General features: G+C 35.4%; 11 protein-coding genes. 9 read left to right on the plus strand and 2 right to left on the minus strand.

All coding sequences use genetic code 11. The features are described from left to right. Nucleotides 1-3 precede the first annotated feature (3 nt). Both ACFOOI_RS08565 and ACFOOI_RS08570 read right to left on the minus strand, forming a co-directional pair. Nucleotides 4-849, minus strand: a complete 846-nt coding sequence (locus ACFOOI_RS08565) for an AraC family transcriptional regulator (RefSeq protein ID WP_379837049.1) — start codon at nucleotides 847-849, stop codon at nucleotides 4-6. A gap of 3 nt (nucleotides 850-852) precedes the next feature. Continuing rightward, entirely contained in the window at nucleotides 853-2,358 is a 1,506-nt protein-coding gene (locus ACFOOI_RS08570) for a magnesium chelatase (RefSeq protein ID WP_379837051.1), read from the minus strand. 146 nt (nucleotides 2,359-2,504) lie between these two features. Here ACFOOI_RS08570 and ACFOOI_RS08575 point away from each other — a divergent pair, with 146 nt between their 5' ends. The 9 genes from ACFOOI_RS08575 to gatB all read left to right on the plus strand — a co-directional run bounded on the left by ACFOOI_RS08575 (nucleotide 2,505) and on the right by gatB (nucleotide 12,380). After that, on the plus strand, nucleotides 2,505-2,954 hold the full coding sequence (locus tag ACFOOI_RS08575; RefSeq protein ID WP_379837053.1) for a methylglyoxal synthase: 450 nt from the start codon (nucleotides 2,505-2,507) through the stop codon (nucleotides 2,952-2,954). A gap of 51 nt (nucleotides 2,955-3,005) precedes the next feature. Continuing rightward, nucleotides 3,006-4,190 (plus strand): DUF4271 domain-containing protein, encoded by a 1,185-nt coding sequence (locus ACFOOI_RS08580; protein ID WP_379837055.1) that lies wholly within the window; start codon nucleotides 3,006-3,008, stop codon nucleotides 4,188-4,190. A 67-nt stretch (nucleotides 4,191-4,257) separates the two neighbouring features. Then, on the plus strand, nucleotides 4,258-5,040 hold the full coding sequence (locus ACFOOI_RS08585) for a uroporphyrinogen-III synthase (protein ID WP_379837057.1): 783 nt from the start codon (nucleotides 4,258-4,260) through the stop codon (nucleotides 5,038-5,040). 84 nt (nucleotides 5,041-5,124) lie between these two features. After that, nucleotides 5,125-6,072 carry a PorP/SprF family type IX secretion system membrane protein gene (locus ACFOOI_RS08590; RefSeq protein WP_379837059.1) on the plus strand — a complete coding sequence of 316 codons (948 nt, stop codon included), beginning with the start codon at nucleotides 5,125-5,127 and terminating at the stop codon, nucleotides 6,070-6,072. Between the two features lie 213 nt (nucleotides 6,073-6,285). After that, nucleotides 6,286-7,377, plus strand: a complete 1,092-nt coding sequence (gene porK / locus ACFOOI_RS08595) for a T9SS ring complex lipoprotein PorK/GldK (protein ID WP_379837061.1) — start codon at nucleotides 6,286-6,288, stop codon at nucleotides 7,375-7,377. A 48-nt stretch (nucleotides 7,378-7,425) separates the two neighbouring features. Further along, on the plus strand, nucleotides 7,426-8,250 hold the full coding sequence (gene porL, locus ACFOOI_RS08600; protein ID WP_379837063.1) for a type IX secretion system motor protein PorL/GldL: 825 nt from the start codon (nucleotides 7,426-7,428) through the stop codon (nucleotides 8,248-8,250). A gap of 101 nt (nucleotides 8,251-8,351) precedes the next feature. Then, nucleotides 8,352-9,917, plus strand: coding sequence for a type IX secretion system motor protein PorM/GldM (porM, locus tag ACFOOI_RS08605; RefSeq protein WP_379837065.1), 1,566 nt, complete (start codon nucleotides 8,352-8,354; stop codon nucleotides 9,915-9,917). Nucleotides 9,918-9,936: 19 nt separating this feature from the next. Continuing rightward, nucleotides 9,937-10,809 carry a type IX secretion system ring subunit PorN/GldN gene (porN, locus tag ACFOOI_RS08610; RefSeq protein WP_379837067.1) on the plus strand — a complete coding sequence of 291 codons (873 nt, stop codon included), beginning with the start codon at nucleotides 9,937-9,939 and terminating at the stop codon, nucleotides 10,807-10,809. Nucleotides 10,810-10,937: 128 nt separating this feature from the next. Then, nucleotides 10,938-12,380, plus strand: a complete 1,443-nt coding sequence (gene gatB, locus ACFOOI_RS08615; protein WP_379837069.1) for an Asp-tRNA(Asn)/Glu-tRNA(Gln) amidotransferase subunit GatB — start codon at nucleotides 10,938-10,940, stop codon at nucleotides 12,378-12,380.

Consider the following 12,380-nt stretch of genomic DNA (forward strand, 5'->3'; position numbering starts at 1 on the left):
TTCTTAAAGCGAATGTAGCTTTAGCTGATAAGTCTTAGGATTGATATTTGTCTTTTTAAAAAATTGTCGGTTAAAATTAGACATGTTTTGAAAGCCACTTTCATACGCCACATCGGTGATTGACTTTAGCGGATCTTGTAAAAGTGAAAGTGCGTGAGATATACGGACTTCATTTAAAAAATTAACATAAGTTTGCCCTGTATTTTTCTTAAAAAACTTACAAAAAGCATTTTCAGAATAGCCCGCTAAATCAGCCACTTCGCTAAGAGATATCTTGGACTTGAAGTTTTCAAAAGTAAACAGATACAACTTCTCCATTTTTGGATTGGGCTCTTCCATTTTATAAAGCACGTCTATTGCTAAAGCTTTATTTTTGGAAGCAATTAGGCTTTCTATAATTTCAAGAAAACATACGATTCTAGAGAAACCTTCTTTTTGTGGCAAATCACTCAGTATTTCTTTTTTGCTAAAAGAATTAAATTGCAAACCTGCTTTTGTAAGGCTTATGAAATCTTTGAATGCCGAAAGTTCTTCAATAAAAAGAATTTTATCAGAGAAAAAATCGGGAGTAAAAAAAACATTTACTGACCGAACACCCAACTGCTGGTCAGTAAAATATTTATCATCAGACATAAAAACATGGGGCAAATGACTGCCTAAAACAAACATATCGCCTTCTGCAAATCTACCGATTTTGTTTCCAATCAAATAAGTACCCGTGCCTTTTTCTATATATGTGAGCTGATTTTGAGGGTGATAATGGTATTTATTATAAAAATAGGGCAGCTCGTCCACTTGCACTCTAAATGGAACCTCAAACTGGTCTATTTTAAAATAATGTGCCTTCAAAAATCAATAATTATCTATTTCGTCATTTAAACCAAAATCATCGCTTCCTAACATACTATCGAGCAAATCCTTGAAGACCAAACCTTCATCTAACTGTTGTTTTGAAATCAATGAAAACTCTGCAATTCCATGCAGAGCAAACTCCATTAAAAATACTTTTTCGGCAGGAGTAACTTTCCCAACTATGTTATCTACCAAGTCAGAAAGCCCAGTAACGCTATTCAACTTTTTGAGGAAATCTTTCTGTGGTTCATTCGAAAGCAAATCCAAGGTATTGCCTGCACCAAACCACTCTACTACGTTTTTATACAGATTGACGCTATTCTTTGCTTTTTTGTTTTTTTCAATATCAGGAAAAACCTTCAGAAACTCTTCCCTAACAGCCTTTCCTATCAAACTTTGAGCTACGTAAGTTGGTCCTTCTAATTCACCTTCATAAACCAATTCTATTTTTCCATTTATAGCAGAAATAGCACCATAAACATCCGCCACACGAGCAATGGCCGTCTTTTCGTTATTTTGAAGTGCTCGTAACTCAGCCGAACTCAAAAGGTTTTCGAAAGCAGAAATAGTCATACGAGCCGAAACTCCTGACTTTCCATCTACATATTCGCTGCTTCGGGCCTGAATAGCCACTTGTTCTATGAGGTTATGTAATATTTCATGTACTTGCACCGTCTTTTGACCTTCTTTTACTTTGGCCTCTTGACGGGTTATATGCTTCCCTATTTCTAGCGTTTTAGGATAGTGAGTTATAATCTGCGAATCTATCCTGTCTTTAAGTGGGGTAACTATGCTCCCACGGTTGGTATAATCTTCAGGATTGGCCGTAAACACAAACTGAATATCAAGCGGTAATCTTAGTTTAAACCCTCGTATTTGGATATCACCTTCTTGCAAAATATTAAACAATGCAACTTGTATACGAGCCTGTAAATCAGGTAATTCGTTGATTGCAAAAATACATCTATTTGAACGAGGAATAAGTCCGAAATGAATAACACGTTCGTCAGAATAGGGAAGCTTTAAAGTGGCTGCTTTGATTGGGTCCACGTCACCTATTAAGTCTGCCACTGATACATCAGGCGTGGCTAATTTTTCATTGTATCTTTCTGAACGATGCACCCAAGCTATTGGAGTTTCATCACCCATTTGATCTACCGTATCTTTTCCAAATTTAGAAAGTGGAGCAAAAGGGTCATCGTTAAGTTCGCTTCCTGCCACTATCGGCATATATTCATCTAGCAAATTGACCATCATACGGGCTATCCTAGTCTTTGCTTGGCCTCTAAGTCCCAATAAATTTATGTGGTGCATTGACAAAATCGCTTTTTGTAGCTCGGGAATAACCGTATTTTCATATCCCCAAATACCTTCAAAAACGTTTATGCCATTTTTTAGATTAAAAATGAGATTCTCTCTAAGTTCCTCTTTGATGTTTTTAGACTTATATTTTGCTTTTTTTAATTCGCCGAAAGTTTTGATAGAGGTCAAGTTATTATTTTCCACAGATTTATATTGATTTTTATTTTTAAACGCAGTCGCCCTTTAAATGGTTTAAAAATACGCATCATTCAAATGCAAATATTAAAAAACGAATGAATAGCATTAAATAAAACTGAATTCGTGGTATTTTTGCAAAAAAAATAAAAACGATGTTGACTCGAACACTTGCCAAAAATAAAAGAATAGCAATGATAGCTCATGACAATAAAAAACAAGAGCTAATGGAATGGTCCAAATACAACAAAGTCACCCTGCAAAAACACGAAATATTTGCTACTGGCACTACAGGTAATTTATTGGAAGAAACACTTGACATGCGAGTAACCAAAATGTTAAGCGGCCCTTTAGGCGGTGACCAACAAATAGGGGCACTGATAGCCGAAGGCAAAATCGACATTTTGATATTTTTTTGGGACCCCATGGCAGCTCAACCACACGATCCAGACATCAAGGCTTTATTGAGATTAGGCGTAACATGGAACATCCCCATTGCTTCTGATAGATCAACTGCTGATTTTTTATTAACCTCATCGCTTTTCCATGAAACATATGAGGTCAAAATCCCGAATTATTCAGAATATCTCAAAAGAAAATTGTGAAATGACTTTATAAAAAATTTAAGTATTAATTTTGCACAAAATTTTTATTCCTTGAAATACATAATTTCCATATTATTAATCTTTAGTAGTCTCATAAACGCCTTCTGTGAAACAGTTGGGCCGAAAAATGAATATGTGGTACTTCAAGATTATAAATATCTTTGGACTACCTACGACTCCGACTTAAAGTCATTTACGCCCTATATCAAAGAAAATTCGCAAGACACTGAGGTATATTCCCTAGAAATTCCAATTTCAGATTTTCATAAAAGTTACCTTTTAATAAAATCAGATTTAGATAACACCTATTTATTTTTAGATTACAAACTAAGCGAAAAGCTAAAGAAGGATACTTGGAAGATTTTACCAATAGAAAGTTTACTTAAAACATATAAAAAACCTAAAGTAATTTTGAGCGTTTTTGGACATCAAAATCCGGAGCGAATCCAAGTTTACATGGCCTATCCAAAAAACGAGACCTCGATAGCCGCAGCTACAGCCAAGAAAAATCCGTTTAATTTCTTACCAAGAAACATTACTCCATACTTTAGTAGTTTGGTACTAATATTCATTATCACCACCACTATGATGACCTTTTTATCAAATAACTACACCAAGGCTTTCAGAAGGTTCTACAGTTTCAAAGACCTTACATCTTTCATGATCAAAGAGACTAGTTTCTTGGTAAACAAACCTTTGGATAGACCAAACATGATGTTTGTGATATTCTTAAGTATGATTATTGGCTTTATAACTATGATGTCATCAAACAAAGGCCTTGACATATTTTCGAGTGGATTTATATTTCAAAGTGGTGATACATTTGGCGTATATATCACTAACTTTTTCAAGGTATGTATACTTATATTTACACTTTTTGTACTTAAGTATTTCTTTATAAAAATAATCGGAAAATTATTTAATATCGAAAAAGTGGTAGACATCCATTTCTTTAAACTTATCCAAACTTCTGTTTTCTTTTTCAGTGGACTACTAATTGTATTTTTATTTGCCCAAAATATTTTTATCCCCTTAAAAGAAAACTTCCTTACAATAGCCACAGCTGTAATTTCAATATTTTATTTATTAAGAGTCTTGGTAATCTATTTTACCATAAATAGAACAAGCAATATTAAAACTCTTTATTTAATTTCTTATCTTTGCATTGTTGAATTGTTACCTACTTTAATTGGTTTAAGGTACATAACAACAAGTTTAAACATAGTTAACACTTAAATTCTTAAAAAATCTGAATAATGCATTAATGCAATTCATTCGGATTTAAATTTCAAATTTTTTCTGCATGAGCGAAACGACCGAAAACCAAACAGATAGGCTTAAAAAAGTTGAAAGCATACTGATTACACTTGACAATCCTGGAGATAGCTCCTTAACATATAATGACCTAACCGAGAAGTACAACATGAAGGTGGACTTCCGTAACTTCATAGATGTCAACAAAATAGACCATAGAGAATTCAGAAAACAAAAGATAGACATCCTTGAGCATACGGCCATAATTTTCACTAGTAGACATGCCGTAGATCACTTCTTCAAAATCTGTGAAGAGCTTAGGATAGAAATACCTATTGACATGAAGTATTTTTGCGTGACCGAACAGACCGCAAACTACCTTCAGAAATACATTACAATTAGAAAAAGAAAGATATTTTCTGGAATAAAAAAAGCGGCAGACTTAGAGCCTTATTTCTTAAAAAATAAAAACGAGAAGTACCTTTTTCCATGCTCAAATATTAGAAACAACTCGGTTCCTAACATTATGGAAAAACACAAGCTTAAATATACAGAAGCTGTCATTTACGAAACTGTACCAGCTGACTTGTCAGATCTTACAGAAGTATTTTATGATATTATCTGTTTCTTTAGCCCTTCTGGCGTACATTCGCTTTTACATAATTTCCCAGAGTGGAAACAAAACAATACACGTTTGGCGGCATTTGGCTCAACCACTGCTAAAGCTATTCGTGACCTTGGCCTTACCCTTGATATAGAAGCTCCACTTCCAAATGCCCCGTCTATGGCTGGTGCATTGGAGTTATATGTTAAAAAGGCAAACAATTTGTAGATTTTGAAGTTTCGTAATAATAAAACTAAGATTTTTTAGTTCTATTTTTACGGAATTGCGTAGATTCCTAATAAACTGTAAAAAATGAGAAAAATCACATTGACTATTTTCCTCGTTTCCGTTTCTCTTTTGGGAAAAGGACAGTCTGGCATGCAGTTTACCCAATACATTTTTAATCAGTTTTATCTAAATCCGGCTGCGGCTGGTTTATCTGGAAAAACAAATATTCAAGTTATTGGGAGATCGCAATATTCTTCTTACAATGCAGACATAGACCCAGGTGGGAGCATTTTAAACTCAGTAATATCGGCAGACTTACCCCTTACCAAACTAAATGGTGGATTAGGACTTTACTTTTCAAATAACAACACAACCAAAGTACAGAGCAATCAGGAGTTTCATTTAGCGTATTCGTTTTACAAAAAACTCAGAACCAATGTCTTGAGTTTTGGCATTGCGGGAGGTCTAAATAATAATAAGCTCAACGGTGAAAATTACCGCCCGAGAGATAAAAACGACCCTCTGATTCCGAGTACTACTTTAAATTCTTTTACACCAAATTTCAATTTAGGTGTGATGTTGTTTAATCCCAATTACCAAATTGGTTTATCAGCACGGAATATTTTAAGTTCTAAACAAACAGTTGCAGACAATCAAAGTATCACCACTGATTCAAAACAATACACACTATCCGGCAAAATGGATTTTGGAGTTACTTATACGTTAGATGTTAGTCCCATGTTTATAGTTAAAAGTGACCTAAATACCGTTTCAACAGAAATTGGTGCCTTGGCTACTTACAATCAAACCTATTGGGGCGGCCTAAATTATCGTTGGCAAGACGCTGCATCGGTATTGGTAGGAGGAAATTTTTTAAGAAATACAGTCAAAGTAGGATATGCAATAGATTTTGTAACTTTTGGAGCCTATGCCAAAGCACCATTATCCCAAGAAATTTTTCTTCGATATGGATTAAATGCTCCAAAGTTTGGAAAGAAATCGATAATTAAGACGCCTAGATATAGCTTCTGATTAAACGGCATCATTTTTGCAGACTTAAGAATACTGAAAGGATTATTAACGTTATAATTTAAAAGAGGTTGGCATGATTTATGATTTACATAAATAAGGCTTTCTTTTTTTGTTGGCATATTCAGCTAAAACACAATAAATTAAAACCCAAAGTCGTTTTTAGGCAGTTATATTTTTACATATTACAATATATTAATCATCTTGTTTTCGATTATGAACAAGCAATTTTCAAAAATTCTAGTAAAGACCCTCATCATTGTCTCTCCCTTAATGATGTTACAATCCTGTAGTTTTTTCAATAAAACTATGGAAAAAGTGGGCTTAGGTAAAGGAAAAAGCGGAGGAAGTAGCACAGACCCACTAGATGGTATTCGAAATGGAGAAGTGGTTGCAACTGCAAGAAAAGGCTTTAAACAAACCACACCTAGCGGAATGGTTTTGATTCCTTCTGGCTCATTTACTATGGGGCAAACAGATGAGGATATCATGTCAGCGAGAATAACGCTTAATAAAAGAATCACTATTTCTCCATTCTACATGGACGATACAGAGATTTCTAACCATGAATACAGAATGTTTGTAAATTCTATCATGGCAGATTCAATCTCAGTATTGGGTGAAGAGTTCATTATGACAAAACTTTATCCGGACACTACAGTTTGGAAAAAAGATTTCACCTACCATAATGGTGACCAACTAACAGAAAACTATTACAACAACCCCGCTTTTGATATGTACCCAGCTGTGGGTGTAAGTTGGGATGCTGCACAGTATTTCTGCAAATGGAGAACTCAATTATACAATAACTACAGAGCTGAAAATGAGCAATTTAAATCTCCAAGATTTAGACTACCATCAGAAGCAGAGTGGGAATGGGCTGCCAAAGGCGGTAAAGACGGTGCCAAATATCCATGGGGTAACCCTTACGTAGCAAACGGAAAAGGATGCTACTTAGCCAACTTTAAACCTTACAGAGGTAACTACCAAAAAGACGGCTACCAATACACCGCTCCTGTAAACGCATTCAATGTTAACGATTATGGCCTTTATAATATGGCGGGTAACGTAGCAGAATGGACACAAGATGCTTATTCAGAATCTTACATGCCTATCACTTGGGATTTAAATCCTCAGTATGATATCGAAGAAGAGCCTAGAAAAGTAGTAAAAGGCGGATCATGGAAAGATGTAGCTTATTTCTTAGAAACAGGTACTACAACTTTCGAATATAGATCAGCTACTCGCTCATACATAGGTTTTAGATGTGTAATGGATAGATTAGGATCAGTACCAGGAAGAGAATAAAAAAAAGTAAAATTAAATAATATTAAAAAAAGAAAATCATAATTAACTATGGCAGCAAGTAACGGTCCAAGCTTTTTTTGGGACAAATTCATACCTTTCTTTTACAGTATCGGAGCAGCAGTTGTAATTATCGGTGCAATGGGTAAAATCATGCACTACGACTGGGCAGGTATTGCACTTCCAGTTGGACTAGGAACTGAGGCGGTAATTTTCTTAATTTATGCATTACAGTCATTTTTAAGACCAACAACTGAATACCAATGGGAAAAAGTTTATCCTGAACTATCGACTGATTACAAAGGAGAACTTCCAACTAGAACTGTAGCAAGCACTCCATCTGCTGGTTTAGGTTTAACTGCCAAAATGGACGACATGCTTTCTAATGCTAAAATTACTCCAGACATTTTTGATGGATTAAAAAATAGTTTCCAAAGCCTATCTTCAACGGTTTCAAACATGGGCGAAATAGCGAATGCTACCGTTGCTACTAACGAATATTCATCTAAAGTCAAAGAAGCTTCTTCTAAGCTAACTGAAATGAATGGTTCTATAAGCACGGCTGTTAATTCGGTTATCAGCATGTCAGACGCTACCAAAGATGCTCAAGAATATAGAAATCAGTTTCAAAAGATTTCACAAAACATGGGTGCACTTAATGCAGTTTATGAACTTGAATTACAAGACACAAACAAGCATTTGAAAGCGATGAATGCTTTTTATTCTAACTTATCTTCTGCTATGCAAGACATGTCAGACGCTTCGAAAGATACGCAGCAATTCAAAAGCGAACTTGGTAAACTTACCAACAATTTGTCTAGCTTAAACAATGTATATGGATCTATGCTTTCTGCAATGAAAGGAAGCAATTCTTAATACAAACAGACACAAAAAACAACCCTTTATTTTTATTCAAAATTCAAAAATAGACAAATATGGCAGGTGGTAATGATAGTCCACGTCAGAAGATGATCAACATGATGTATCTTGTTCTGACTGCGATGCTAGCCCTTCAAGTCAGTAATGCGATATTACAAAAGTTTGTTTTGCTTAATAACTCTTTACAGCAAGCAAACAAAGCCTCTGATGACTCCAACAACAGAACATTGGCAGCTATGGACGAAGCTGTTCAAAAAGCAGGTGGTAAACCAGAATATCGCCAGTTATATACTAACGCACAAGATGTTAGAAAAAAAACAGGAGAATTAATATCTTATATTGAGGGATTAAAATCAATTATAATTCAAGAAGCTGGGGGCGGTATTGATCCAGAAACTGGTAACATTAAAAACTTAGCAGAAGAAGAGAAAGTTGCTAACATTTTTGTGGGACCAACCAAAAGTGGTAAAGGTTACGAGTTAAAAAAGAAATTAATCGACTATGTAGCTGACATTAACAAATATGTACCTTCAATGAAACTGGGTTCTTTGGCTTTAGATGGTAAAGATGACCCAGCAATGCAAAGTACCGATGCAATAACAAAAAGTAAAGATTTCGCTGAACTGCTTTTTGCTCAAACTCCGGTTCCAGCTGCATTGGCAGGTTTAAGTCAAAAGCAATCTGAAATTAGAAGATACGAATCTGAAGTTTTAGACAATTTGGCTCAACAAGTAGGTGCTAAAGAAATTAAGTTTGATAAAATATTTGCAGTAGTTATACCAGACGCAAGAACAGTAGTTGCTGGACAGACCTACAAGGCTGATATCGCGATCGGTGCTTATTCAAGTGCGATTGTACCAAGAATAAGTATTAACGGTTCTGCAATAGCAGTTAAAGAAGGAAAAGGAACCTATGAAGTTCGTACTTCTGGTGGTGCATTTGATGTAAATGGTCAATTAAAGAAAAGCTACATGGCTACCATTTCATATCCTAAACCTGATGGAACTACAGAAACCGTTCAACAACAAGAAGAATATACTGTATTAAAGCCTTCGGTACAAATTATGTCATCTTCGATGCCTCCTTTGTATTTCAAATGTGCGAATAGATTACAAGTTTCATCTCCAGGATTAGGAAACTTATTTAAACCTACATTTAATGGTTCTGGTGCTGAATTTATTGCTGGAGGTGGTGGTAAAGTTACGGTAGTACCAACATCTGCAAAGGTTAATATGGATGTTAATAACGATGGAATTACGCTAGAAACATTCCCTTTCCCAGTAAGAAAAGTACCGAAACCAACAATAGTTGCCTCTGCTAACAATTCAAGAGTAACAGATGACGTTATTAAACGTGGACTTGGAGCTACTTCTACCAGAATAATAAGCGTTTCTGCAATTTCAGATGAGGACTTTAAGATTACTAACCCAGAAGATGCTCAGTTTAGAGTTTCTAGCTTTAGTGTTTTCCTCGCAAGAGGTACTAGACCTGTAGATAAAATGGAGAATGTGTCTGGAAATGTTAACATTAGTCGTTTGGCACAACTAGCTGAAGCGGGTGATAGACTTCTTATAGTGGTTAATAAAGTAGAAAGAAGAAACTTTAAAGGAGAAATAGAAGAAGTGAATGTAGGTGAATTCAACGTCAACATTCCTCTTAAATAAATTTTAAAATTTGTCAAAAATGAAGAAAATAAAAGCATTATCTGTTCTTGCAGCCCTACTAGTAGCTAACGCTGTAAGTGCTCAAGAGAAGTCTGACAACGGCATAAACCCGCTATCGCTTAGACCGATACATGAGTCGAATGTAATGTATAAACTTACGCTTTGGAGAAGATTAGACCTAAACGAAAAGCAAAATCAGCCGCTTTTTGCACGTGGATCTGAAATCACCAAACACCTTATTGATGGTGTTAAAGCTGGAGTGTTAGAGCCTTACGATAGCGATTCTGTTAGCACTAAAATAACTTTGGAGGAATTTAACAAAAGACTTGCAAAGAAGTTTGAAGGTGGTGGTTTATCTCAAGAAGAGATAGATGCTGGATTTACAAACGACACCGAGGACGACGGCTGGGGAGGCGGTGGTGAAACCACAGCTAATACCACAGAAACAAAACCTGCAGCTACAACTGCTGTAGATGGATACGAAATGTTTGCAAGTGACTTGTATATCATTGAAATCAAGGAAGACTGGATATTTGACAAACAAAGATCAAGACAGTACTTTGATATTCAATCAATCACTATCAAAATACCAGCTGAAGCAACAAGTGAAGGTTTAGAAAAGACTTTGGCTTCGTTTAAATACAAAGAGTTAGAGTCGTATTTTAGATTAAACCCTAATTGTATTTGGTACAATGCGGCTAACACAGCTAAGCATATTAACCTTGCAGATGCGTTTGAACTTAGGTTGTTTAACGGTAGAATCGTAAAGAAATCGAATGCATTAAACAAGTATTTGGATCAAGTTTACAAAAATCCAAAACAAGCTCTTCAAAAATCTCAGGAGCTAGAGTATGAATTAATGGAATTTGAGAATAACCTTTGGGAATATTAAGATTATAAGTTTCAGAAAGATATTAAAGGGCATAGCTTCACAGCTTTGCCCTTTTTGTTTTCACATTTATGACTATTTACATATAGATACATTGGGCAAAAAAAGTTATTTTTGTCAAAATTATGAACATGGAATACGATATCGTTATAGGTCTTGAAGTACACTGTCAACTAGATACAGAAAGTAAAATTTTTGCTTCTGACCAAAATAAGTTTGGAAACGACCCAAATACCAACATCAGTGTAATCACATTGGCACACCCTGGAGTATTGCCTAAACTAAACGAAAAGGCAGTAGAATATGCGATTAAACTAGGCTTAGCATTTAATTGTGAAATAAATCAATTCAACTATTTCGATAGAAAAAATTACTTTTATCCGGACCTTCCGAAAGGCTACCAGACATCGCAAGACAAAGATCCGATATGCCTAGGCGGCGAAGTAAAATTTAAAATTAAAAAAGGAAAGACATTTACAGATCATAGCGTAAAAATCCACCATATACACATGGAGGAAGATGCCGGAAAGTCTATACATGACCTTGATCCTAATTTTACATATTTGGACTATAACCGAGCTGGCACCCCTTTGCTTGAAATGGTAACAGAACCTTGCATTGGCAGTGCCGAAGAGGCGGGTGCTTTTTTGGCAGAGGTTAGAAAAATGGTGAAGTTTCTTGGCATAAGTGATGGAAACATGGAAGAAGGTTCGCTTAGGGCTGACCTTAACGTTTCAATTAAACCCAAAGGCTCATCTACTTTAGGAACCAAAGTTGAGATTAAAAACATGAACTCTATCCGAAACCTGCAAAAGGCAGCAGATTATGAAATAGAGCGACAAACTAAAATGTTAGAAGCAGGTGAAACTATCATTCAGGAAACCAGAAGTTTTGACCCAGACTCAGGTAAAACTTCAGGCATGAGAGTGAAAGAAACCATGAACGACTACCGATATTTCCCTGAACCAGACCTCGCTCCTATTGTTATTTCAGACGAAGACTTAAGGTTGGCCAAAGAAAAAATGCCAATGCTTCCATATGAATTGTTTAAGAAATTGAGCACCGAAATGGGATTATTGGAAGAGCATGCATTTACCATAACGGAAGACAAAGCTTTTGTGGATTATTTTTTAGAAGCATGTGATTATACTAAAAACTACAAAGCAGTTTCAAACTGGTTGGTCTCAAATATTAAAGGATACCTAAACGAGAACAATCTATTATTAGAAAACTTTAGTGTAAAACCAAAGAAACTAGTAGAGCTAATAAACGCCATAGATTCAGGAGAAATAAGCAATACCGCTGCTCAAACGTTAATGACTTTGTTAATTGCCTCTCCTGATGGAAACATTTTGGACTTGGCAACGTCTAATAATTTGATACAACAAAAAAATACGGGTGCTTTAGGTGAATGGGCAGATGAAGTAATCGCTCAAAATGCACAAAAAGTAGCTGAATTTAAAAAAGGTAAAAAAGGACTAATGGGCTTTTTTGTGGGTGAAGTCATGAAAAAATCAAAAGGTTCAGCAGACCCCAAAATGGTCAATGAAATATTGACAGAAAAACTAAATTAA

It is taken from the genome of Lacihabitans lacunae (assembly GCF_042649125.1).
Taxonomy (GTDB): domain Bacteria; phylum Bacteroidota; class Bacteroidia; order Cytophagales; family Spirosomataceae; genus Leadbetterella; species Leadbetterella lacunae.

Bases quoted from the DNA above. Each gene is read 5' to 3' on its own strand.
- ACFOOI_RS08575 (WP_379837053.1), top strand. From the start codon at position 2,505: ATGTTGACTCGAACACTTGCCAAAAATAAAAGAATAGCAATGATAGCT.
- ACFOOI_RS08585 (WP_379837057.1), top strand. From the start codon at position 4,258: ATGAGCGAAACGACCGAAAACCAAACAGATAGGCTTAAAAAAGTTGAA.
- ACFOOI_RS08590 (WP_379837059.1), top strand. From the start codon at position 5,125: ATGAGAAAAATCACATTGACTATTTTCCTCGTTTCCGTTTCTCTTTTG.
- porK (WP_379837061.1), top strand. From the start codon at position 6,286: ATGAACAAGCAATTTTCAAAAATTCTAGTAAAGACCCTCATCATTGTC.
- porL (WP_379837063.1), top strand. From the start codon at position 7,426: ATGGCAGCAAGTAACGGTCCAAGCTTTTTTTGGGACAAATTCATACCT.
- porM (WP_379837065.1), top strand. From the start codon at position 8,352: ATGATGTATCTTGTTCTGACTGCGATGCTAGCCCTTCAAGTCAGTAAT.
- porN (WP_379837067.1), top strand. From the start codon at position 9,937: ATGAAGAAAATAAAAGCATTATCTGTTCTTGCAGCCCTACTAGTAGCT.
- gatB (WP_379837069.1), top strand. From the start codon at position 10,938: ATGGAATACGATATCGTTATAGGTCTTGAAGTACACTGTCAACTAGAT.